Origin of the sequence: Amycolatopsis sp. NPDC004079, from assembly GCF_040610415.1 — a bacterium.
Lineage (GTDB): Bacteria > Actinomycetota > Actinomycetes > Mycobacteriales > Pseudonocardiaceae > Amycolatopsis > Amycolatopsis halotolerans.
In genome coordinates, this window is sequence record NZ_JBEXMH010000010.1 from 127,840 (window position 1) to 150,129 (window position 22,290).

Below are 22,290 nucleotides of genomic sequence, written 5' to 3' on the forward strand. Positions count from 1 at the left end.
GGCGGATTCCGCTCGATAACGGTGCTGGGCAACGAATCAGGGGGAATCGGGCCTCATCAACTGCCCCGCGCGGTTGAAAAAGAAACGACCCCGCCGTCCCGGAGAACGGGAGGCGGGGTCGATCCGACCCGGGAGACGCTGGCTCAGAGACCGGCGAAAGCCTGGTCCACGAACTGCTTGTGCTGATCCGCCCACTGCTTCGCGGCGGTCTTTTCCTGGCCCTTCGGGGCCTTCTGGATCGCGTCCTCGAGCGAACCGAGGTCCTCGTCCGACATCTTCAGCTTCTTGGCCACGCCGGCGAGCGCCGGGAAGTCCTTCTCGAAGCCCTTGCGGCCCAGCGCGTGGATCTGCTCGCCCTTGCCCATGGCGCCCTTCGGGTCCTTGAGATCCTTGAGCTGGTAGCGCGAGTACGCCCAGTGCGGGTGCCACAGCGTCACGACGATCGGCTTCTTCGCCTTGATCGAGCTGTCGAGCGCGGCCAGCATCGCGGTGGTCGACGAGTTCTGCAGGGTCATCGCGCCGTCGAGGCCGTACTGCGGGATCGCGTTCTTCTGCACGATGCCGGTCTCGCCCGCGCTCGCCTCGATGCCGGTGATCTTGCCGCCGAACATGCTCGCCTTGTCCTTGAGGTCGGCGAGGCTGTTGACGTCGCTCACGTAGTCCGGCACCGCGAGGTTGAGGGTCGCGTTGTCGTACCAGACGCCGAGGTCTTCGAGCTTGTCCTTGTACTGGTCCCAGTACAGCTTGTGCGTCGCGGGCAGCCACGAGTCGAGGAACAGGTCGACGTCGCCCTTCGCGAGGCCCGCGTAGATCGGGCCGACGTCGAGCATCTGCGTCTTGACCTTGTAGCCCTTTTCCTCCAGCACCGCCTGGTACAGGTTGGTGAGGGCGACGTCCTCGTCCCAGTTGATGTAGCCGATGGTGACGCTCTTGGCTTCCTGGCTGTTGTTCGACTGGGACTCCCGGCCGCCGCACGCCGCGGTGAGGCCGACCAGGGCCGTCACGGCGGCGCCCACGGCGAAGATCCGGCTGAGCCGTTTCGAAGTGCGCACTCGTTCGTCCTTTCTCGTTGCGGTGGAGGTGGATCAGGCCGCGTCGGCCCGGCGAAGAGCGCGGCCCACCGCGGAGCGCGCCCCCAGCGAGGAAGTGAGCCGGTCGAGGTAGATGGCCAGCACGACGACGCCGAGACCGGCGTTGAAACCCAGGTCCAGCTTCAGGCTCGTGACCGCGGCGTACACCTCGGCGCCGAGCCCGGGCGCGCCGACCATGCCGGAGATCACGACCATGGAGAGCGACAGCATGATGATCTGGTTGATGCCGGCCATGATCGACGGCATCGCGAGCGGGATCTGGATCTCCCGCAGGATCCGCCCCGGCGGCGAACCGAACGCCTCGCCCGCCTCGACCATTTCCGGGTCGACCTGGCGGATGCCGAGTTCGGTCAGCCGCACGCCCGGCGGCAGCGAGAACACGACGGTCGCCACCACGCCCGGCACCGGGCCGATCGAGAAGAAGAAAATGACCGGGATCAGGTAGACGAACGCGGGCAGCGTCTGCATGAAGTCCAGGACCGGCTTCACGATCCGGCTCACCGTTTCGTTGCGCGCGGCCGCGATCCCGACCGGCACCGCGATCGCCACCGCGACCACGCCGGAAATCAGCACCTGCGACAGCGTCTGCATCGCGGACGGGAACTCGCGCAGGCTGTCGATGAGCGCGAACCCGATCGCCGAGCCGAGGCCGAACTTCCAGCCGCGCAGCCACCAGCCGAGCCCGGCGAACACCACGACCAGCACCGGCCACGGCAGCCAGGTCAGTCCCGACGCGAGGCCGGTGACCGCGCCGTTGACGATCTTGTCGACGAAATCGAAGAACGGGCCGATGTTGCCCTGCAGCCAGTCGATGATCGCCTTGAACCAGGTGCCGACGGGAATCTGCGGCAGGTCGCCGACGAGGACGTTGTCAGACACGGGCGTTCACCTCCTGTTCGTCGTTTTCTCCTGTGCTCAGCGCGTTCAGCAGCGCCTCGCGGGTCACCATGCCGAGCAGCGCGCCGTCGGCGTCGACCACCGCGAGCGGCGCGGGCGCGGACGCGGCGTGGCCGAACAGGTCGGCCATCTGCGTTTCCGGGCCGGTGCGCGCGGCGGACCGGTCGACGATCCCGGCGATCGTTTCCGTGCCCTGGTCCGCGGCTTCGCTCACCGCGCGCCGGTCGACCGCGCCGGCGAACTTGCCGTCCTCGGTCACCAGCACGCCGGCGAGTTCGTTCCGGCGCATCGTTTCCAGCGCTTCGGCGGGCGTTGTCGCCGGGGTGAACGAGATTTCCGCGGGCCGCATCACGGCGGACGCGGTGAGCACCCGGCTGCGGTCGACGTCGCGCACGAACTTCGCGACGTAGTCGTCGGCCGGTTCGGTGAGCATCTCCTGCGCGGTTGACACCTGCACGATCCGGCCGTCGCGCATCATCGCGATCCGGTCGCCGAGGCGCATGGCCTCGTTGAGGTCGTGCGTGATGAACACGATCGTCTTGCCCAGCTGCCGCTGCAGGATCAGGAGCTGGTCCTGCATCTCCTTGCGGATCAACGGGTCCAGCGCGCTGAACGCCTCGTCCATCAGCAGGATCTCGGTGTCCGCGGCCAGCGCGCGGGCGAGGCCGACGCGCTGGCGCATCCCGCCGGAAAGCTGACCGGGCAACCGGTCCTCCCATCCGGTGAGCCCGACCATCTCCAGCGCTTCGGCGGTGCGTTCGCGCTGCCGCTCGCGCGGCGCGTTCTGCACGCTCAGCCCGTAGGCGACGTTCTCCGCGACCGTCCGGTGCGGGAACAGCGCGAAGTGCTGGAACACCATGCTCATCCGCCGCTGGCGCAGTTCGCGCACCTGCGCGGCGGACTTGTCGGTGAGGTCGATGTCGTCCACCAGAACCCGGCCGGAGGTGGCCGGGAGCAATCCGTTCAGCGTGCGCAGCAGGGTCGACTTGCCCGAACCGGACAGCCCCATCACCACGAAAATTTCGCCGCGCTCCACGGTAAAGGAGGCGTCGATCACCGCCGCGGTCACGCCGGGCAGCTCCAATTCGGCGCGATCGGCGCCGTTCTCCAGCTTGCCGACCGCCTCTTCCACCCGGCGGCCGAACACTTTGTACAGCTTCTCCACACGAACTATCGGCACAGTCGTCTCATGTTCTCGCATTCGGGGTCCTTGCCGGGCGACATGATTGCATAGACCAACACTGCTCGGAGCCGATCGCGCGACCGGTTCACCGATGACGGCCGGTTTTCGTGGCCCGGCACCCACTTTCGCCGACGCGGCGCGCCCGCCCGCGAGACACTGCTGAGGCAACGGGGAAAAGACGGTGTGCGCTGGCGAAACCAGTCCGGATTCGCCCGTTCGCCCGACTGGATTACGCGTGGCCACAGTGTGTGGTTGTCACGTTCGCATAACAACCCGAAAGTCTGTTGTGGACCTTGCGTGGCCTGGGTGATCGCCGACACCTGACGGCCACGCAAGGTGGCGATCCGGACACGGCAAGGAAACCCCGAAGGCCGCTCCGCGCGGGCGTTCGCAGTTGCTTGGGGGAACAGGTGATCGACTGGAGACGCGCGCGAGATGGCCGGTGTGATCGGGAAAACGCTTCGGTCTTCCGCCGATTTCCTTCGCGCTGCGCGGATGTGGTCCGGCGGGGACAATGCCCGCGGCCGGGACGGCGGAGGGGCTCCAGGGCCGCTCACGGTCCTGAGTGCGGCTTCGGGATCCGGACGGGTAAGCGTGCCAACGGATCTTGAAGGCGGTCGCCGAAACGCTCTTCTGGCGCCTCGAAATCCTGCGGTGCGGGCGCGGACTTCGTCGGCGCCGCGGTCGGAGAGTGCCTCCGGGGCGGGAAAAAAGGGCAGAGACGCGACAAGCCCCGCCCGGGGAGAAGCCGGGCGGGGCTTGTCTTCAGGTTCCGGAAAGCCGGAGTTACTTCTTCTTCGCGGCCGAGGTGCGCTTGGCCGGAGCCTTCTTCGCGGTCGCCGTGGTCTTCTTGGCGGCCGGCTTGGCAGCGGCCTTCGCCCGCGTGGTGGTGGCCTTCGGAGCCGCCTTGGCCGCGGTGGCCTTGGTGGCGGTCGCCTTGGCGCGGGTGGTGGTGGCCTTCGCGGCGGTGGCCTTGGCGGGAGCCTTGGCCGCGGTGGCGCGGGTGCGGGTCGCGGCCGGCTTGGCAGCGGCGGCCTTGGCGCGAGTGGTGGTCGTCGCCGTGGCGCGGGTGGCGGTCGCCTTGGGGGCGCTGGCGGTCGCACGCTTCACGGCAGTCGCCTTCGGCAGCTTCTTCGAGCCGGAGATGACGTCCTTGAACGTGGTGCCCGCGCGGAACGCCGGAACGTTGGTCTTCTTGACCCGCACGGCTTCGCCGGTGCGCGGGTTGCGAGCGGTGCGGGCGGCACGCGCGCGCTTCTCGAAGACACCGAAGCCGGTGATGGTGACCTTTTCGCCCTTGTGGACGGTGCGGATGATGATGTCGACGAGACCGTCGACGGCTTCCGCGGCTGCCTTCTTGTCGCCGATGCGCTCCGACAGAGCTTCGATCAGCTGGGCCTTGTTGGCCATTCCAGTTCCTCCAACCAGAACTTGTTTTATACGGCCATACAGGCCGAACGAAGTCATTATCACCCATAGACTTCGCAAGTCCAATCGGGACCTGCCTTTTTCGTTGCCGCGCCCGGATTGCCGACGACCCCCGCGGGGCTCGCGGCTCCGGATTCTTTCACTGGCCGGAAGACCCGCGAGAGTGCTTGCGGCATCGGCAAAGTCGCATGTAGACACCCGTTGTCCTGCGGTTTTGCCTTTTCTTGAGGTACTCCGGTCTTCTCGTGCACGGCCGCTCGGACGACCCCCGAAGCGGCCGGACGGTCTACTGAGGACGATCGAAAACCGCGCGAAAAAGGCTGTCCCCCACGGGCGTGGCGTGAGCCGGTCCGGGGTTGGGGCGCGGCGGGAGCCGACCGCCGGAGACGTTCCCGGGGCTCCCGTCGCGCGCCGGGTTCGCGGCCGATGGGTCCGATCGGGCGGGAGACCGATGCCGCGGCGACGGCTGTGCCGAGGGAATCGCGTGCGAGGGCGGAATCGTTCGCGGGGTCCGGTTCGGGTTCGGCGACGCTGGGGCTTGGCGGCGGGGTGCTTTGAGGGGAGTGTGTTCGGCCGCGTGCCGAGAAGGTCGCCTCCCTCTGACGTGGCGGAGAGGCAGCCGGGGATTGGAGTACAAGACTGCGGCGACAGCTGTGCCGGGGGAATCGCGTACGGGGGCGGAATCGTTCGCGGGGTCCGGTTCGGGGTCGGCGACGCTTTGGGCCCCACGGCGGGGAGCTTCGAGCGGAGTGCGTTCGCAGTGCGGATCGCCGGTACGAAAAAGGCCGCCTCCCACCGGTATGGCGGGGAGGCGGCCTGGGGGCGTGGTGGGAGCGGGGCGTCAGAGGCGTTCCTGGAGAGCGTCGGCGGCGGCGAGGAGGTCGGCCGCCCATCGGGCGCCGGGCTTGCGCCCTATGCGTTCGATCGGGCCGGAGACCGACACCGCCGCCACGACTGTGCCGGAGGAATCGCGCACCGGGGCCGAAACGCTCGCGACGCCCGGCTCGCGTTCGGCGACGCTTTGCGCCCAGCCGCGGCGGCGCACTTCGAGCAGAGTGCGTTCGCCGTAAACCGCGTCGGCGAGGATCGTCCGCTGCGTGTGCGGATCCGACCACGCGGCAAGGACCTTCGCGCCCGAGCCCGCCGTCATCGGCAGGCGCGAACCGATCGGAACCGTGTCGCGCAAACCGCTCGGCGGTTCCGCGGTCGAAACGCACACGCGCTGCACGCCGTCGCGCCGGTAAAGCTGAACGCTTTCGCCGGTGATGTCGCGAAGCTTCGGCAGCACCGAACTCGCCGCGTCGAGCAACGGGTCGGTCGAGCCGCCCGCGAGTTCGGCGAGCGCGGTGCCCGGCCGCCAGCGTCCGTCCGGCCCTCGCCGCAACAGGCGATGCACTTCGAGCCCGACCGCGAGCCGGTGCGCGGTCGCGCGAGGAAGCCCGGTGCGCGTGCACAGTTCCGCCAGCCCGCACGGGTCCTCGGCGACGGCCTGCAGCACGGCCACGGCTTTGTCCAGTACTCCGATACCGCTATGCTGTCCCACGACGCGATACTATCTTCCCGCACTGTGGGAAGTCCAGAATCTGGGAAAAACGAAACCCGGAGCCGCGGACAGCCGCGGCTGCCCCCTCCTCACCGGCACCGTCCGGGTTCCGTGCTCCCGGCCGATCCCGTGGAAGGAGCCGGAGATGACCAGCCCCACCGGCAAGGCTCGTACGCTGGCGGAGAAGGTGTGGGACAGCCACCTCGTGCGCCGAGGCGAAGGCGCCGAACCGGATCTGCTCTACATCGACCTCCACCTGGTGCACGAAGTGACCAGCCCGCAGGCGTTCGACGGACTGCGGCTGGCCGGGCGGCCGGTGCGCCGCCCCGACCTCACCATCGCCACCGAGGACCACAACGTCCCCACGGTGGACATCGACCTCCCGATCGCCGACCCGGTGTCCCGCACCCAGGTCGACACGCTTCGCCGCAACTGCAAGGAGTTCGGCGTCCGGCTGCACCCGATGGGCGACGCCGAACAGGGCATCGTGCACGTGATCGGACCGCAGCTCGGGCTGACCCAGCCCGGCACCACCGTGGTGTGCGGCGACAGTCACACCTCGACGCACGGCGCGTTCGGCGCGATGGCGTTCGGCATCGGCACTTCCGAGGTCGAGCACGTGCTCGCCACCCAGACGCTGCCGCTGCGGCCGTTCAAGACGATGGCGATCAACGTCGACGGCTCGCTGCAGCCGGGTGTCACCGCGAAGGACGTGATCCTCGCGGTGATCGCCAAAATCGGCACCGGCGGCGGTCAGGGCTACGTCCTGGAGTACCGCGGCAAGGCCATCCAAGAGTTGTCGATGGAAGCCCGGATGACCATCTGCAACATGTCGATCGAGGCGGGCGCGCGCGCCGGCATGATCGCGCCGGACGAGACGACCTTCGCCTACCTGAAGGGCCGTCCGCACGCGCCGGAGGGCGAGGACTGGGACGCCGCCGTCGCGAACTGGCGCGAGCTGCGCACCGACGAGGGCGCGGAATTCGACGCCGAGGTCCACCTCGACGCGGACCGGCTGACGCCGTTCGTGACGTGGGGCACCAACCCCGGACAGGGCCTGCCGCTGGGCGATTCCGTGCCGGACCCGGCCGCGATCCCCGACGAGAACGCGCGCTTCGCCGCCGAGAAGGCGCTGTCCTATATGGATCTGGAGCCGGGCACCCCGCTGCGCGAGATCGCCGTGGACACGGTCTTCCTCGGCTCCTGCACCAACGGCCGGATCGAGGACCTGCGCGCCGCGGCGGAGGTGCTGCGCGGGCGGAAGGTGGCCGATTCGGTCCGGATGCTCGTGGTGCCCGGTTCGATGCGGGTGCGCAAGACCGCGGAGGAGGAAGGCCTGGACAAGATCTTCTCGGAGGCGGGAGCCGAATGGCGGCAGGCGGGCTGCTCCATGTGTCTCGGGATGAACCCGGACCAGCTCGCCCCCGGCGAGCGCAGCGCGTCCACCTCCAACCGCAACTTCGAGGGACGGCAGGGCAAGGGCGGGCGCACGCACCTCGTCTCGCCGCTCGTGGCCGCCGCCACCGCCGTGCGCGGGACGCTGTCCTCGCCCGCCGACCTGCCCGCCTGACCTCCCGGAGAGGAGCTCCCACCATGGAACCGTTCACCCAGCACACCGGGATCGGGGTCCCGCTGCGCAGGTCCAACGTGGACACTGACCAGATCATCCCGGCCGTCTACCTCAAGCGCGTGACCCGCACCGGATTCGAGGACGGGCTGTTCGCCGCCTGGCGCGCCCAGGACGACTTCATCCTCAATCAGGAACCGTTCAAGAACGGCTCGGTGCTCGTCGCCGGACCGGACTTCGGCACCGGCTCGTCGCGCGAGCACGCCGTGTGGGCGTTGATGGACTACGGCTTCCGGGTTGTCGTCTCGTCCCGTTTCGCCGACATCTTCCGCGGCAACTCCGGGAAGGGCGGCCTCGTCGCCGCGCAGTGCGAGCAGTCGGATGTCGAACTGCTCTGGAAGCTGCTGGAGAACGAGCCCGGCACCGAGGTGTCGGTGGACCTCGAAGCCAAGACCGTGCGGGCCAAGGACTTCACCGCGCCGTTCCAGATCGACGACTACGTCCGCTGGCGGCTGCTCGAAGGGCTCGACGACATCGCGCTGACTCTGCGCCACGCGGGGGACATCGACGCGTTCGAGTCCCAGCGGCCTTCGTGGAAGCCCGCGACGCTTCCCGCCGCGACCTCCTGACCTGCGCCGCCGGGGGCGGATTCCCTGCTCGGAAAGGGAATCCGGCCCCGGCGGACCCGCTCTTCGCCCACGCCAAACGGCACCTCCCCGGACCGGAATCGGGTCCTTCGGGAGGGCGGAACCGTTCCCGCCGCAAGGGAAAATTTCGCGTGCCGTTTGGAATTTGTGCTGTCTTGGTAATACCGTGTGCGTTAGCCGGCCGACCTGGCCGTGGACGAAGAGTTCTTCTTGGAGGGACTGGAATGGCCAACAAGGCCCAGCTGATCGAGGCGCTGTCGGAGCGTTTGGGCGACAAAAAGGTTGCTTCGGAGGCCGTCGACGGTCTCGTCGACATCATCATCCGGACGGTCAACAAGGGCGAGAAGGTGAACATCACCGGCTTCGGGGTGTTCGAGAAGCGCGCTCGGGCAGCCCGCACCGCGCGGAACCCGCGCACCGGCGAAACCGTGCGGGTGAAGAAGACGAACGTTCCGGCGTTCCGCGCGGGCACCACGTTCAAGGACGTGATTTCCGGTTCGAAGAAGCTGCCGAAGGCCACGGCGGCGAAGCGGGCCACCGGCACCACCGCGCGCGCCACCACCACCCGCGCCGCGTCGACGACCGCCACGCGCAGCACCCGTGCCACGGCGGCGAAGCCCGCTGCCACGCGCACTCGCGCCACCGCAGCCAAGGCTCCCGCCAAGGCCGCCGCGGCCAAGACGACTACGCGTGCGACGGCCGCGAAGTCGACCACCACGCGGGCGAAGGCGGCCCCGAAGGCCGCCGCCACCACGCGGGCGAAGGCAGCCGCCAAGCCTGCCGCCAAGACCACTGCGGCAGCGAAGAAGACCACGGCCGCGGCCAAGAAGGCCCCGGCGAAGCGGACTTCGGCGGCCAAGAAGAAGTAGCCCCGGTATTCGTTGCTTCGCGGCAGGGCCCCGACCTCGGGTGAGGTCGGGGCCCTGCCGCGTTTCCGGGGGCTTGCGGGGCTTGATCGGCTGGACGGGTGGAAAACGGTGTGGCGGGGCGGGGTTTCGCGGGGGAGTGACGAAGTGTTGGGGGCGGGGTGTCGGGCGGGGTTTCGCGGGGGTGCGGCGAGGAGTTGGGGGCGGGGTGTCGGGCTGGGTTTCGCGGGGGTGCGGCGAAGTATTGGGGGCGGGGTTCGCGGGGATGGGCGGAGGTGTTGCGGGGGCTCGGGTTCCGGCTGGGCGAGGTGCGGGGCGGTGTTGTCGAGCTGGTGGGAGCGGGTTCGGGGGTGGCTGAGCCGTTGTGGCCGCAGGGTTTCCGGGCGGGGCGAGGTGGCGGGTCGGCGAGCCGCTGCGAGGGAGCGGGAGGACCGGGTCGCAGAGCTGTTGTAGCGGCTGGATCCTGGGCGGGCGACGCGCACGGAGACCCGAGAATCCGCTGCCTGCCAGGGGGATGGCGTGGTGCTGAGCCGAATGCGGCCGTGGCAGCGTTTCCCGAGGTCGGCGGCCTGCGAGGGCGGCGAAAAGAACCCGCCGGATTGCTGACAGAACAACAGATTCGGCGGCCGTGATCGCGCACTCAAGCGGGTCGTGAAGGGCTCCTTGAGGGAATCTGATTCCCGCAAGGAGTCCTTCACGGACCCGTCCGGGAGGGCTAATCCGACGGCCGGAGATAAATCCCCGCCGGGGGTAATTAAACCCCTCGGCGGCTGTCTCGGACGTCGCTTATGCCGGGACCGGGGATAAGTCCTGAGCGCCGCTCAGCACTATCGGTCTCTATAGAATCCGCGGCCCGGCGAATGGCGGAGAGCTGCACTTATGAGAAGGGCCCGGCGCGGCCGAAGCGACGCCGGGCCCCGCGAAAAAGATCAGCTCGCCGAAGGCACCGGGGAGGGAAGGGGACTCGGGTAATAATCCGCGCCCACCAGAACCGGTCCGTCGTCGCCGGGACAGAACGACAGGACCCACAGCGAGCCCTTCTTGCTCGGCACCACTCCGTCGCGGGCGGCGGGCAGCTCCAGGCCGTCCCGGTCCGCCAGTGCGCTCACCAGGTCCGGGATCACGCCGCCCTGGCTGCTGATGACGGGAGTGCCTCCCTCGGCCGCGATCGACAGCAGGCGGCGGATTCCCAGCAGCGGATCGGGCCAGTAGCCCTCCTCCGACAGCAGCGGCTCGTGCGCCACCTCGACGCCGAGTGCGTCCGCGACTCCGCCGACGGTCTGCACGCACCGCAGCCGCGGCGCGGAGAACACCCGGTCGGGGCCGAAGAGCGGCAGCAGGTCCCGCAGCGCGGCCGCTTGGCGCTGACCGGCTTCCGACAGCGGGCGAAGGTCGTCGTCGCCGGTCCAGTCCTCGCGTTTGCCCGCTTTGGCGTGGCGCACCAGCAACACGGTCGTCGGCGCGGGCGGGAGGGCGCAGAACTCGCGCAGTACCCGGACATCCGCCGGTCGCGTGAGCAACTGCTCGGCTGTGACGGGGTCCAGCCAGCGCAGTTCGTCGACCTCTTCGTTGGGCTCGAAGGCCCCTGAAACGGCTTCGCCGCTGAAGTAGTCGACGCTCTTGCGCAGCAGCCGCCCGTTGTTCTTCGCGGGCACCTCGTACCTCGTCTGCGCGACATAGCGGCCCAGCACCGCGCGGAATCCGGTCTCCTCGGCGATCTCTCGCACCGCGGTGGCCGCGATCGTCTCGCCGGGGTCGACCTTTCCCTTCGGCAGCGACCAATCGTCGTAGCGGGGCCGGTGCACGAGGGCGACCTCGAACCCGGCGCCGGCGCGGCGCCAGAGCACCGCGCCGGCGGCCCGGACGTCCACGCTCATCCGACGGCCCCGTGCCGCTTCGCGAGTTCGAGCTGGTGGTCGCGCACCTGCGAACCGGCGGCCGGGAACGGCTGCCATTCGCCCGAGGAACTCAGCACCCAGCAGCGCGTGTGCGGGTCGAGCGCCGAATCGAACACGTCGTCCAGTTGCCGCGTCAGCCGCGGGTCCTTGACCCGCACCAGCGCCTCGATCCGGCGGTCGAGGTTGCGGTGCATCATGTCCGCGCTGCCGATCCAGTGCGTGCCGCCCGCGCGGAAGTTGAACACCCGCGAGTGCTCCAGGAACCGGCCGAGGATCGAGCGGACGCGGATGTTCTCGCTCAAGCCCTCGACGCCCGGCTTCAGCGAGCAGATCCCGCGCACCACCACGTCGACCGGAACGCCGGCCTGGGAAGCGTGGTACAGCGCGTCGATCACCTGCTCGTCCACGAGCGAGTTGCACTTGATCCGGATGCCCGCGTCGAGCCCGGCGCGCGCGAGTTCGATCTCCTCGCCGATCGCGCGCACGATGCCGCGGCGGATGCCGTGCGGCGACGTGAGGATCGTGCGGTAGGTGTCCTGGCGCGAGTAGCCGGTGAGGACGTTGAACAGATCCGTGATGTCCGCGCCGATGCTCGGGTCCGCGGTGAGCAGGCCGAGGTCTTCGTACAGCCGCGCGGTCTTCGGGTTGTAGTTGCCGGTGCCGATGTGGCAGTAGCGGCGGATGGTCGAACCCTCCTGCCGCACCACCATCGACACCTTGCAGTGCGTTTTGAGGCCCACCAAGCCGTACACCACGTGCACGCCCGCGCGTTCCAGCGTGCGCGCCCAGGTGATGTTGGCCTGCTCGTCGAACCGCGCCTTGATCTCCACCAGCGCCACGACCTGCTTGCCCGCCTCGGCGGCGTCGATCAGCGCGTCCACGATCGGCGAATCGCCGGACGTCCGGTACAGCGTCTGCTTGATCGCCAGCACCTTCGAATCGGCCGCGGCCTGTTCGATGAACCGCTGCACGCTCGTGGAGAACGAATCGTACGGGTGGTGCACCAGGACGTCGCCCTCGCGCAGCGTCGCGAAAACGCTCTTGGGCGTCTCGCGTTCGCCGAACGCCGGATGCGTCGCGGGCACGAACGGCCGGTCCTTCAATTCCTTGCGGTCGACCGCGAACAGCTGGAACAGGCAGGTGAGGTCGAGCAGGCCGGGCACCTCGACGACGTCCTCGGGGTCGACCTCCAGCTCGCGCAGCAGCAGTTCGAGCATGTGCTCGCTCATGTCCTGCGCGACCTCGAGCCGCACCGGCGGGCCGAACCGGCGTTGCGCCAGCTCGCGTTCCAGCGCCTGCAACAGGTCCTCGTCGCGGTCTTCCTCGACCTCGAAGTCGGCGTTGCGGGTGACGCGGAAGACGTGGTGCTCGGTCACCTCCATGCCGGTGAACAGATCGCTCAGGTGCGCGGAGATCAGTTCCTCGAGCGGAAGGAAGGTGGCGGTCCGGCTGCCGCGTTCGGTTTCCACACGCATCAGCCGCGACACGTTGCTCGGCACCTTCACGCGCGCGAACCGTTCGAGCCCGCCTTGCGGGTCCCGCACCGTGACCGCGAGGTTGAGCGACAGCCCCGAGATGTACGGGAACGGGTGCGCCGGGTCGACCGCGAGCGGCGTGAGCACCGGGAAGATCTGCTCGGAGAAGTAGCTCGACAGCCGGAGCTGGTCGGCGCCGGACAGGTCGGCCCAGCCGACGATCCGGATGTCCTGCTCGGCCAGCTGCGGGCGCAGGTGCTCCTTGAACGCCGCGGTGTGCCGCTCGACCAGGTCCTGGTTGCGCTTGGCGATGTAGTCCAGCTGTTCGCGCGGCGTGAGCCCGTCCGCGCTGCGCACCGACAGGCCGGTGCCGTCGCGCCGTTTCAGCCCGGCGACCCGGACCATGTAGAACTCGTCCAAATTGGACGCGAAAATGGCGAGGAACTTCGCGCGCTCGAGCAGCGGCTGCGATTCGTCCTCGGCCAGCGCGAGCACGCGGGCGTTGAAGTCGAGCCAGGACAGCTCGCGGTTGAAATAACGGTCGTCGGGAAGCGACTCGACGGCGGTGGGCGCGGACGTGACGGCGGGCGGGGCCGACGGAACGGAGCGGAATTCCTCGCCGCTCTCGGTCGTGGTCCGGCGCGGCCGCACGGCGGCCTTGGAGACGGCGGGCGGCGCGGCGGGCTTCTTCGCCGCGGTGCGCAGCGCGCTCGACGCGGCGGTCTTGCGCTTGGCCGGTTTGGCGTTGTCTTCCGCCGGAGCCGCCTTGGGTTTCGCCTGACGGGCCGCGGCGGAGTCGGCGTTCCCGCGCGAGGTCGCCTTCCTGCCCGCGGAGCGCGGGGCCGGGGACGAGGGGGTCGCGCTGCTGCCGCTTTTCACGCGCCGCCGGGCCGGAGTGCTGCCGTCTTCTGTGCTCACGCTGCCCATTGTTCACTACGAAGCCGCGGTTTGCGCAGGCCGCGATGAAGGTCGAGTGAACACGTCAGCGCAATTGCGCCCGTTCGGCCGGGAGCAATGCCGCCGTGCGCTTCCCCAGACCGAGCTTCGCGGCGTGGCGGAGATCATCCTCGGTGTCGACGTCGCTGCGCAGCGACGGCAGCGCTTGGGTGAGCGGAATCGCACCGGACGCGCGATGCAGTTCCGCGGAGCCGGCGCCGAACCGCGGGTCGAGCGGTTTTCCCGGCGCGGACAGCAACAGCGTGGTCCCGGTGCCCTGCCTGTCGAACACCACCGCGCGGCGGCCCGCGGCTTCGGTCAGCGCCTGCTCCAAATCCACCGCGCGCAACGCGGGGAGATCCGCTTGGAGCGCGCCGACTACTCCGTCCGGCGCGTCCACGCGCAGCAGTTCCGCGCCGTGCCGTAGCGCTTCGTTGAGCCCGCCGCCCGCGGGCTCGGCGACCAGTTCGACGCCGAGACCGGCCAATTCGGACAGCGCGGCCGGATCGGCGGTGACGACGAGCACGCGCCGGACCCCGGCGACCGAGGTGACCGCGGCCAGCGTGTCGCAGGCCAGCGCGAGCACCAGTTCCGCGTGCCGGTGCTCGGCGACCGCCCCGCGCAGCCGGGACTTGCCCGTGCGCGGCGGTTTCATCGGCATGACCAGGTCTGCGTCCACCTGTCCATCTTTACCCGAAACCCGCCGGACGCGTGCGTGAGCGCACCCTCCCTGGACTGCGCGAACCGGCGGGCGGCAGGATCAACCGGAGCAGAGGCGACCCGAGGAGGAGAACTGTGGCACGGCGTGAGAAGGGCGGATTCTGGGTGGGGCTGGCCGCCGCCGCGTTCTACCCGCTGACCGCGATCGGCAAGCGGGTGTACCTCGGCGCGGAGAAAATCCCCCGGCAAGGGCCCGCGGTGCTGGTCATGAACCACATCTCGCACCTGGACCCGGCGGTCGACGCGGTGTTCGTGCACCGGCAGAAGCGGGTGCCGCGGTTCTTCCTCAAGGCGAGCCTGAAGGACGTGCCGGTCTTCGGCCGGATCGTGACCGGGTCGGGGCAGATCCCGGTGGCGCGCGGGTCGAGCGCGGCCGGCGACAGCCTCAAGGCCGCGCACCAGGCGCTCGAGGAGGGCAAGGTCATCGTGATCTACCCCGAGGGCACCATCACGAAGGACCCGCTGGGCTGGCCGAAGGAGGCCTACAGCGGCGCGGCGCGGCTGGCGCTGCAGAACGACGTGCCGGTGATCCCGATCGCGCGCTGGGGCACGAACAAGATCTTCAACGGCTACACCAAGAAGTTCACGCCGTTCCCGCGCAAGACGGTGACGCACCTGGTCGGCGACCCGATCGACCTGTCCGCGTACCGGGGCGGGAACCCGCGCAGCGCCTCGATGCTGCGCGAGGTCACCGCCGTGCTGATGGACGAGGTGACCCGGCTGCTGGCGGAGATCCGGCAGGAGGAACCGCCGGTGAAGAAGCCGGAGACCGACGCCGCGTCGGAGCCGAAGAAGCCGGAGGACGGTGCCTGATGGCGGGTTTCGCCGCTGACGTGCAACGGGTCACCGTGCTCGGCGCGGGTTCGTGGGGCACCGCGTTCGCGAAGGTGCTCGGCGACGCGGGCCGGGACGTCACGATGTGGGCGCGCCGGGAAAGCGTCGCGGAGGAGATCCGGGAGCGGCACACCAACGAGTCGTATCTGCCGGGGACGTCGTTGCCGGAGCGGATCACCGCGACGGCCGACGCGGCCGCGGCTTTGGACGGCGCGCAGGCGGTGGTGCTCGGGGTGCCGAGCCAGAGCCTGCGGGCGAATCTGACCGGCTGGCAGCCGCTGCTGCCGCCCGAGGCGATCCTGGTCAGCCTGGCCAAGGGCGTCGAACTGGGCACGCTCAAGCGGATGAGCGAGGTGATCGCCGAACTCGCCCGCGTCGATCCGGGCGAGATCGTGGTGGTGTCCGGGCCGAACCTGGCCCGCGAGATCGCCGACGGACAGCCTGCCGCCGCGGTGCTCGCGTGCGCCGATCACGAGCGGGCGAAAGCGGTGCAGCAGGCGACGTCGAACCAGTATTTCCGGCCCTACACCAACACCGACGTGGTGGGCTGCGAGCTGGGCGGCGCGTGCAAGAACGTGATCGCGCTCAGCTGCGGGATGGCCGCCGGAATGGGCCTGGGCGCGAACACGACGGCGACGCTCATCACGCGCGGTCTCGCCGAAATGGCGCGGCTCGGCGCGAAACTCGGCGCGGACCCGCTGACCTTCGCCGGTCTCGCCGGGCTCGGCGACCTGGTCGCGACGTGCTCGTCGCCGTTGTCGCGCAACCGCACCTTCGGCGAACGGCTCGGCCGCGGCGAAACGCTGGCCGAGGCGCAGGCGGCGACCGGCGGCCAGGTCGCGGAGGGCGTCGCGTCGTGCTCGTCGATCCGCGAACTGGCGCAGCGGGCCGGGGTCGACATGCCGATCACGGACGCGATGTTCCGGGTGTGCCACGAGGGCGTCGACCCGCGGCAGGCGGGCGCGGAACTGCTCGGACGGTCGCGGAAGCCGGAGTGGAGTTGAGCCTCGTGAGTGCCTACGCCGGTTAGGGCGGACACCGCGCTGACTGCCTGCGGTGGGAAGCGCCCCAATGTGGCATTGGGTGCATCTGACGCACCGAACGCCACATTGGGTGCGTGGGACGCACCCAATGCCACATTGGGGTCTTCTCCGCAGTGAGGGTGGCGTCGGCAGTGCGCGGGACCCTCGCCGTCGATGGGCCTGGCGCGCGGTATCGAGGTCCGTGAAGGGCTCCCTGAGGGAATCTGATTCCCTCAGGGAGCCCTTCACGGACGTTGGCCGGGAGTGCGAGGCCGCCCGGTCCCGGCTGAAGACCGCACAACCCGAACCCGCAGAGCGCCAGGGTGTGAACCCGCCCTCGCCAGGCGCGGTCCAGGGGGTGGGACGGGTTGACCGGGCGGTCCAGGGCTGGTTCTCTGTGCGGCATGCTGACGTGCGAGATGACGATGCGGCCGGGGTCTGCCGACCTCCGCCCCGTCATGGGCATGTCGTGTCGCTGTTGTCGGTGAACCCAGCCCGGCCCAGCTCGACACCCATCTTCTTCCCGTGAGGACTTTCTTTCATGTTCGCCGTTCCGGACAACACCCTGCTGCGTCCCGAGAACCCCGCCCTGCGCCACCCGGTCCGCGTCGCCGTCGACGTGGCCGCCGACCGGGAACGCTGGGGCAGCCTGCTGCGCTACGACCCCGACGAGCGGTTCTCGGCGCTGGTCGAACGCACTGCGGACCAGGAGATCTGGCTGCTCAGCTGGCTTCCCGGCCAGTACACCGACCTGCACGACCACGCCTTCGCGACCGGCGCGTTCACCGTCGTGTCCGGGCGGCTGACCGAAACCGTCGCGCGGCGTGCCCCGGGCGGGCGCGCGGTGACCGAGGTGCACGGGCTGTCCGCCGGGCAGTCTCGGGTGTTCGGGCCGGGCTACGTGCACGAGGTGCGCAACGACGGCCCGGACCCGGCGATCAGCGTGCACGTCTACCGCCAGGGCGGCCGGCAGATGCGGTCGTACCAGGCGAATCCGGTGGACGGTCCGACCCGGGTGTGATCAGCGGTCGAGGTCGCCGCGCAGCCTGAACTGCCGTTCGATCTCCTCCCGGCCGACGCCCGCGGCCAGCAGAACCTGCAGCAGGATCCGCGATTTCCGCGGGCACAGCCACCCGGCCATCGTCGCGCCCATCCGGATCAGGCTCGATTCGGAGCCGTGAAACCCGTACGTGCTGCGGAAAGTCGGGCCCGCGCCGGTCCTGGAAGCGACGACAACCGGCACCTCCGCGGCCGCGATCACGTCCGCCGTGCCCGTCGATACGTGCCCGACGCCATTGGCGGCGACCACGACGCCGCGCGCACCGCCCTTGAGAACCATCGACAGCAGTTCGCCCGAATCGTCGAGGCCGGATTCCAGCAGCGGAACGAGATCGACATTCTCGGCTCCGGGCAGCACCGGCAGGCGCGGCGGCGACGGGTGGAAGTAATGCACCGCTCCCTCGGCGACCATGCCGAGCGGACCCGCGGGCCGCGACGAAAACGTTTCGACGTGGCTGGAATGCGTCTTCCGCACCCACCGCGCCGCGTGCACGTCGTCGTTGAACGCGACCAGCGCGCCCCGGCCGCGGCTGCGCGGATCGGCGGCGACGGTGAGCGCGGCGAGGATGTTCGCCTGTCCGTCCGGGCTGGGCAGGCTCGGGTTTCGCATCGCGCCGGTGACCACCACCGGCGCGTCGGACGGCCACGTGAGGTCGAACAGGTACGCCGTTTCCTCCAGCGTGTCCGTGCCCTGCACCACCACGAGACCGTCCGCGCCCGCCTCGATCTGCTCGACGCCCCACTGCCGCGTCCGCGCGAGCGTCGCGTAGTCCATCGACGAACTCGAGACCCCGGCGAGCGTCGCCGCGGAGACCTCCATCGGCAGCCGGGAACCGAGGTCTCCCAGCAGGTCCTCGGCGCTCAGCCGCGGCACCACGCCGTCTTCGATCGAACGTCCGGGAGCCATCGAGATGGTGCCGCCCAGCGCGGCGACGGCGATGCGAGTCATGCCCGCACTCTATGCGGGCCGCCGCGCCTGCAAGGTGTAGCTGGCGGCGATCCGGCGCGGGTTGTCGCGCAGCCGCCATTCGCCGCCCCCGGCCTCTTCCATTTCGTTCGGCAGCGCGTTCCACGCCGCGGTGTCGTGCTCGGTCAGCCCGGTCAGGACCAGGTCCTGGTCGAGCAGCGCGGTGACGATCTCGCCGAGCGAATGGTTCCAGCTGTGCGTGGTCGTCGTGTGCACCGTTTCGTCGGTGTCGACGTAGGTGGTGTCGTCGCTGAACACGAGCGGTTCGTCGTGCTCGAAGTAGTCGTACTTCGGCCACGCGCGTTCGGATTCTTCGTCGAGCGTCCACAGCATCGGGTGGCCTTCGCGCAGGAACAGCCGTCCGCCCGGCCGCAGCAAGCGCGCGACGACCTCCGCCCACGGCGCGATCTTCGGCAGCCAGCAGAGCGCGCCGATTCCGGTGTACACCAGGTCGAACGCGTTCTCGCCGAACACTTTCACCGCGTCGTAGACGTTCGCCTCGTGGTAGTCGATGTCAGCGCCGGCGGCGTCCGCGAGCTTGCGCGCCTCGGCGAGCGACGCCGGGGAAAGGTCCAGACCAGAGACCTTGGCGCCGAGCCGGTGCAGCGACAGCGTGTCCGTGCCGATGTGGCACTGCAGGTGCACGGCGCGCAGCCCGGAAACGTCGCCGAGGCGCGGCTGGTCGAAGCGGACGATCTGGCTCAGGTGCGCGGGATCGGCCTTGAACTTGTCGAACTCGTAGTACGCCGAGCGCGCGTGGATCGGCGCCCGGTCGTCCCAGTTGGCGCGGTTGATCTCGAACGAATCCGTCACGCCGTCTCCGCCACGCTGCGCTGCACGCAGAACTCGTTGCCTTCCGGGTCCTGCAGGACGACCCAGCCGCTGCCGTTCTCGCGACGATGGTCGGAATGCAGCGTCGCGCCGATTTTGAGCAGCCGCTCGACCTCTTCGTCGCGGGTCCCGTTGTCCGGCTTCAGGCAGACGTGCAGCCGGTTCTTGATCGTCTTGGGCTCCGGCACGGCGATGAACAGCAGGGTGACGCCGGAGTCGAGCGTGACGCCGATCTCCTCCTCGCCCGGTTTGTCGCCCTCGCCGACCGGGCGGCCGGTCACCTGGGTCCAGAACTGGGCCAGCTCCCACGGGTCGGCGCAGTCGACGGTGATGTTGTCCACGTAAGAAGTCATCGGATTCCTTGGGCTCGGGGGCGGATGCCGGTTCGGAGTCTGCCCGGAATGCCCGATGCGCGCGACAGGTTTCCGGATCTTCGCCGCGGCGGCGAACCTGTCGAGTGGCTGTCAGCCGGGGGTTCGGCTCGCGCGCCCGCGCGGACGTCGCGGAGGATGGCGGGGTGGAGAACCCGAACCCGGTGCGGCTGCTCGTCGTGGACGACGAGCCGCACATCGCCGACCTGGTCGCGACCGTCGCCCGTTACGAGGGCTGGCAGGCCGTGACGGCCGGGTCCGGCGCCGACGCGCTCGCGCGCGCCGCGGAGTTCGCTCCCGACATCGTCGTACTCGACCTCATGCTGCCGGATTTCGACGGTTTCACCGTGCTCGACAAGCTGCGCGAGAAACACGACGAGGTCCCGGTGGTTTTCCTGACGGCGAAGGACGCGACCGCCGACCGTATCGCCGGCCTCACCCGTGGGGGTGACGATTACCTCGTCAAGCCGTTCTCCGTCGAGGAGCTGATGGCGCGGCTGCGCGCGGTGCTGCGGCGGACGTCGGAAAAGCCGGACGCCCGCACGGTAGTGCTGCAGGTGGGCGATCTCACGTTGGACGAGGAGACGCACGAAGTCCGCCGCGGTGGTCAGCTCGCCGAACTGACGCCGACCGAGTACGAGCTGCTGCGCTACCTGATGCGACGCTCGCCGGCGGTGCTCACGAAGGCGCAGATTCTCGACCACGTGTGGGAGTACGACTTCGGCGGACGGTCCAATGTGGTCGAACTCGCGATCTCGCGGTTGCGGCGCAAGCTCGACGCGGAGGCCGAACCGCTGATCCACACTGTGCGCGGCGTCGGGTACTCCGTGCGACAGGCGGACCGGTGAACCGGATCGGGCGCTCGGCTCGCCGGTGGTACCGGGCTTGGCGCGCCTCGAGGCTGGGCACCCGGCTGGCGTTCGGGCTGGGCGCGCTTTCGCTGGTGGTGTTCGCGATCGTCGGCGCGCTGACCGTCGAGCTGATGCACGACTACCTCAACCGGCGGCTCGACGAGCAGCTCAAGACCAGCCAGGTCGCGCAGGTGCCGCATCTGCGCGAGTCGAAGGACAACCCGGAAGTCGTCTACTCCTGGTATTCGGCGGTTTTCGACGTCCGGGAAGGGCATGCCGTCCCGCAGCCGGGCAGCACGTTGCCGAACGACGTCCGGCCGCTGGCGCAGGTGGCCGAAGAAGCGACCGGCGGCGACCAGTTCCGCACGATCGCCTTGCCGGGACAGGGTTCTTACCGCGTGCGGGCCTGTCCGGTGGAGACTTCGCAGAACGGGACCGGCACGGTGTTGCTGAGCGCCGCGCCGCAAGCCGACCTCGACAACACTGTGCAGCAGTTGATGTTGATCGAAGTGATCGCGTTCCTGATCGCGCTGGCGATTCTCGTCGTCGCCGGTCGAGTGGTGCTGCGACGCGGATTGCGGCCGTTGTCGGACATGGCCGGTACCGCGCATGACATCGCTTCGCACGACCTCACCGCAACCGCGGATTTGCCGGTGCGCGCGTCCGGCACTGGCGGCGGTGCGGAGGTCGAGGAGTTGCGGACGGCGTTCAATGTGATGTTGAGCCACATCGAGTCTTCGCTGGCCGCGCGCACCGAGGCGAACGATCGGCTGCGCCGGTTTGTCGCTGATGCCTCGCATGAACTGCGAACGCCGTTGACGTCGATCCGCGGCTATGCCGATCTTTTCCGTTACGCCGCCGCGAATGAGCCTGAGGAGCGCGAGGCACACCTGGAGAAGATCCGGGCCGAGACCGCGCGGATGAGCGTGCTGGTGGACGATTTGCTGCTCCTCGCCCGTCTTGACGCGCGGGATGTCGAACCGCCGGTGCGCCCGCAGCGAATGGATCTCACCGAGGTCGCCGCGGCGGCCGCGGACGCTTTCCGGGCTGGTCGTCCGGGGTATCCGCTGACGGTGTCGATTCCGGAGGAACCGGTGGTGCTGCACGCGGATCCGGCGCGGCTACGGCAAGTTCTGGACAATTTGCTCGCGAACGCGGCCGTGCACACGGGCGAGGGAACGCCGGTCCAGCTGGCGGTGACGGTGGCGGACGGGATGGCCGTTGCCACCGTCACTGATGCTGGGCCGGGGATTTCGCTGGAGGACCAGCAGCGGATTTTCGACCGGTTCTATCGCGTCGACAACTCCCGCACCCGAGCCGCTGGGGGCACCGGGCTGGGGTTGTCGGTGGTGCATTCGCTGGTGGTGGAGCACGGCGGGACGGTTTCGCTGGACAGCAGCCCCGGGCGGACGGTGTTCACGGTGCGGTTGCCGCTGTCTTCGTGACGCGTGCGGCGACGTGTTCGGGCACGGTCCAGTCTGCTGGCAGGTCAGCGGAGGGTTCCGGTTCGCCGAAGACCGTGCGCACCGGCAAGACCCCAGCCCAAGCGGCGTTCGCGGTGACGTCCTCGGGTTCGTCGTCCGGTCCTTCGGCGCGGAGCTTCACCGACGCTTCAGCCAGATCGAGCGCGATGACCGAAACCGCCGCGAACTCCTTCTTGTTCACCGCGCGAGCGTGTTCCCACGAACCGGGGGAGAGGTGGTCGGTGAGCACGTGCAGGCCGCGCATCTTCTCGTCCGGGTCGGTCACCAGGCGGGCCTTGCCGAGGATCACCGCGCTGCGGTAGTTCACCGAGTGGTTGTTCACCGAGCGGCAATAGACGATGCCGTCGAGCAGGGTGACCGTCACGCAGACGCCCGTTTCCCCGGCGGCGGCTCGCAGACTGGCCGCGCCCGTGGAACCATGCAAGTACAGGGTGTCGCCGTCGCGGCCGTATCCGGTGGGCAGCACCAGCGGGACGCCGTCGCGGACCACGCCGAGGTGGCAGATCAGCGCCTCGTCGAGCACTGCGTGCAGCGCGGCGCGCTCGCTGGCGGCGCGGTGGCGTTTGCGGCCGAGCGTGGTGCGTTCGGTGGGCGAAAGGCTGCTCATGCGTTCAGTGTGC

20 protein-coding genes are annotated in these 22,290 nt (G+C 69.5%); 8 read left to right on the forward strand and 12 right to left on the reverse strand.

Annotated elements, in window-relative coordinates; all coding sequences use genetic code 11:
* Positions 1-143: 143 nt before the first annotated feature.
* The 5 genes from ABZX37_RS13795 to ABZX37_RS13815 all read right to left on the reverse strand — a co-directional run bounded on the left by ABZX37_RS13795 (position 144) and on the right by ABZX37_RS13815 (position 6,142).
* On the reverse strand, positions 144-1,052 hold the full coding sequence (locus ABZX37_RS13795) for a glycine betaine ABC transporter substrate-binding protein (RefSeq protein ID WP_354739272.1): 909 nt from the start codon (positions 1,050-1,052) through the stop codon (positions 144-146).
* Between the two features lie 33 nt (positions 1,053-1,085).
* Positions 1,086-1,970, reverse strand: a complete 885-nt coding sequence (locus ABZX37_RS13800) for an ABC transporter permease subunit (protein ID WP_354739274.1) — start codon at positions 1,968-1,970, stop codon at positions 1,086-1,088.
* Complete coding sequence (locus tag ABZX37_RS13805; protein WP_354739276.1) at positions 1,963-3,189, reverse strand: glycine betaine/L-proline ABC transporter ATP-binding protein; 1,227 nt, start codon at positions 3,187-3,189, stop codon at positions 1,963-1,965. Before ABZX37_RS13805 ends, ABZX37_RS13800 begins: the two co-directional genes overlap by 8 nt.
* Positions 3,190-3,957: 768 nt before the next feature.
* Positions 3,958-4,581 carry an HU family DNA-binding protein gene (locus ABZX37_RS13810; protein WP_354739416.1) on the reverse strand — a complete coding sequence of 208 codons (624 nt, stop codon included), beginning with the start codon at positions 4,579-4,581 and terminating at the stop codon, positions 3,958-3,960.
* A gap of 859 nt (positions 4,582-5,440) precedes the next feature.
* On the reverse strand, positions 5,441-6,142 hold the full coding sequence (locus ABZX37_RS13815) for an IclR family transcriptional regulator (protein ID WP_009074079.1): 702 nt from the start codon (positions 6,140-6,142) through the stop codon (positions 5,441-5,443).
* 145 nt (positions 6,143-6,287) lie between these two features.
* Here ABZX37_RS13815 and leuC point away from each other — a divergent pair, with 145 nt between their 5' ends.
* The 3 genes from leuC (at position 6,288) to ABZX37_RS13830 (ending at position 9,225) form a co-directional block, all read left to right on the forward strand.
* A complete protein-coding gene (gene leuC / locus ABZX37_RS13820) occupies positions 6,288-7,712 on the forward strand; it encodes a 3-isopropylmalate dehydratase large subunit (RefSeq protein WP_354739278.1) in 1,425 nt (474 codons plus the stop codon).
* Positions 7,713-7,735: 23 nt separating this feature from the next.
* Entirely contained in the window at positions 7,736-8,338 is a 603-nt protein-coding gene (gene leuD / locus ABZX37_RS13825) for a 3-isopropylmalate dehydratase small subunit (RefSeq protein WP_354739280.1), read from the forward strand.
* A 242-nt stretch (positions 8,339-8,580) separates the two neighbouring features.
* The gene (locus ABZX37_RS13830) at positions 8,581-9,225 is read left to right on the forward strand and encodes an HU family DNA-binding protein (protein WP_354739282.1); all 645 of its coding nucleotides are present in this window, start codon (positions 8,581-8,583) and stop codon (positions 9,223-9,225) included.
* A 926-nt stretch (positions 9,226-10,151) separates the two neighbouring features.
* On the opposite strand, the gene ABZX37_RS13835 is transcribed toward ABZX37_RS13830, so the two are convergent.
* Genes ABZX37_RS13835 through cofC form a run of 3 tightly spaced genes read right to left on the reverse strand, consistent with a single transcriptional unit; the run spans position 10,152 to position 14,210 of the window.
* Positions 10,152-11,099, reverse strand: a complete 948-nt coding sequence (locus tag ABZX37_RS13835; RefSeq protein ID WP_354739284.1) for an NUDIX hydrolase — start codon at positions 11,097-11,099, stop codon at positions 10,152-10,154.
* Positions 11,096-13,522, reverse strand: a complete 2,427-nt coding sequence (locus tag ABZX37_RS13840) for an RNA degradosome polyphosphate kinase (RefSeq protein WP_354739286.1) — start codon at positions 13,520-13,522, stop codon at positions 11,096-11,098. Before ABZX37_RS13840 ends, ABZX37_RS13835 begins: the two co-directional genes overlap by 4 nt.
* 55 nt (positions 13,523-13,577) lie before the next feature.
* Positions 13,578-14,210, reverse strand: coding sequence for a 2-phospho-L-lactate guanylyltransferase (cofC, locus tag ABZX37_RS13845; protein WP_354739288.1), 633 nt, complete (start codon positions 14,208-14,210; stop codon positions 13,578-13,580).
* A 116-nt stretch (positions 14,211-14,326) separates the two neighbouring features.
* On the opposite strand from cofC, the gene ABZX37_RS13850 reads away from it, so the two are divergent.
* From ABZX37_RS13850 to ABZX37_RS13860, 3 genes are all read left to right on the forward strand, one after another.
* Positions 14,327-15,064: a lysophospholipid acyltransferase family protein gene (locus tag ABZX37_RS13850; protein ID WP_354739290.1), complete on the forward strand. Its 738-nt coding sequence runs from the start codon at positions 14,327-14,329 to the stop codon at positions 15,062-15,064.
* Positions 15,064-16,089 (forward strand): NAD(P)H-dependent glycerol-3-phosphate dehydrogenase, encoded by a 1,026-nt coding sequence (locus ABZX37_RS13855; protein ID WP_354739292.1) that lies wholly within the window; start codon positions 15,064-15,066, stop codon positions 16,087-16,089. Before ABZX37_RS13850 ends, ABZX37_RS13855 begins: the two co-directional genes overlap by 1 nt.
* A 559-nt stretch (positions 16,090-16,648) precedes the next feature.
* On the forward strand, positions 16,649-17,128 hold the full coding sequence (locus ABZX37_RS13860) for a cysteine dioxygenase family protein (RefSeq protein WP_354739294.1): 480 nt from the start codon (positions 16,649-16,651) through the stop codon (positions 17,126-17,128).
* On the opposite strand, the gene ABZX37_RS13865 is transcribed toward ABZX37_RS13860, so the two are convergent.
* The 3 genes from ABZX37_RS13865 to ABZX37_RS13875 are packed head-to-tail and all read right to left on the reverse strand — an operon-like array spanning position 17,129 to position 19,317.
* Positions 17,129-18,115: an asparaginase gene (locus ABZX37_RS13865; RefSeq protein ID WP_354739296.1), complete on the reverse strand. Its 987-nt coding sequence runs from the start codon at positions 18,113-18,115 to the stop codon at positions 17,129-17,131.
* 9 nt (positions 18,116-18,124) lie between these two features.
* The gene (locus tag ABZX37_RS13870) at positions 18,125-18,946 is read right to left on the reverse strand and encodes a class I SAM-dependent methyltransferase (RefSeq protein WP_354739298.1); all 822 of its coding nucleotides are present in this window, start codon (positions 18,944-18,946) and stop codon (positions 18,125-18,127) included.
* Complete coding sequence (locus ABZX37_RS13875) at positions 18,943-19,317, reverse strand: VOC family protein (protein WP_354739300.1); 375 nt, start codon at positions 19,315-19,317, stop codon at positions 18,943-18,945. The genes ABZX37_RS13870 and ABZX37_RS13875 overlap by 4 nt, the downstream gene beginning before the upstream one ends.
* Positions 19,318-19,481: 164 nt before the next feature.
* Between ABZX37_RS13875 and ABZX37_RS13880 the strand changes: the two genes are divergently transcribed.
* Together ABZX37_RS13880 and ABZX37_RS13885 are read left to right on the forward strand one after the other, a co-directional pair.
* Positions 19,482-20,183 (forward strand): response regulator transcription factor, encoded by a 702-nt coding sequence (locus ABZX37_RS13880; protein ID WP_354739417.1) that lies wholly within the window; start codon positions 19,482-19,484, stop codon positions 20,181-20,183.
* Positions 20,180-21,631: a HAMP domain-containing sensor histidine kinase gene (locus ABZX37_RS13885; protein WP_354739302.1), complete on the forward strand. Its 1,452-nt coding sequence runs from the start codon at positions 20,180-20,182 to the stop codon at positions 21,629-21,631. Before ABZX37_RS13880 ends, ABZX37_RS13885 begins: the two co-directional genes overlap by 4 nt.
* Here the strand turns inward: ABZX37_RS13885 and ABZX37_RS13890 are convergent.
* Complete coding sequence (locus tag ABZX37_RS13890) at positions 21,603-22,277, reverse strand: pyridoxamine 5'-phosphate oxidase family protein (protein ID WP_354739304.1); 675 nt, start codon at positions 22,275-22,277, stop codon at positions 21,603-21,605. The genes ABZX37_RS13885 and ABZX37_RS13890 overlap by 29 nt on opposite strands.
* Positions 22,278-22,290: the final 13 nt, after the last annotated feature.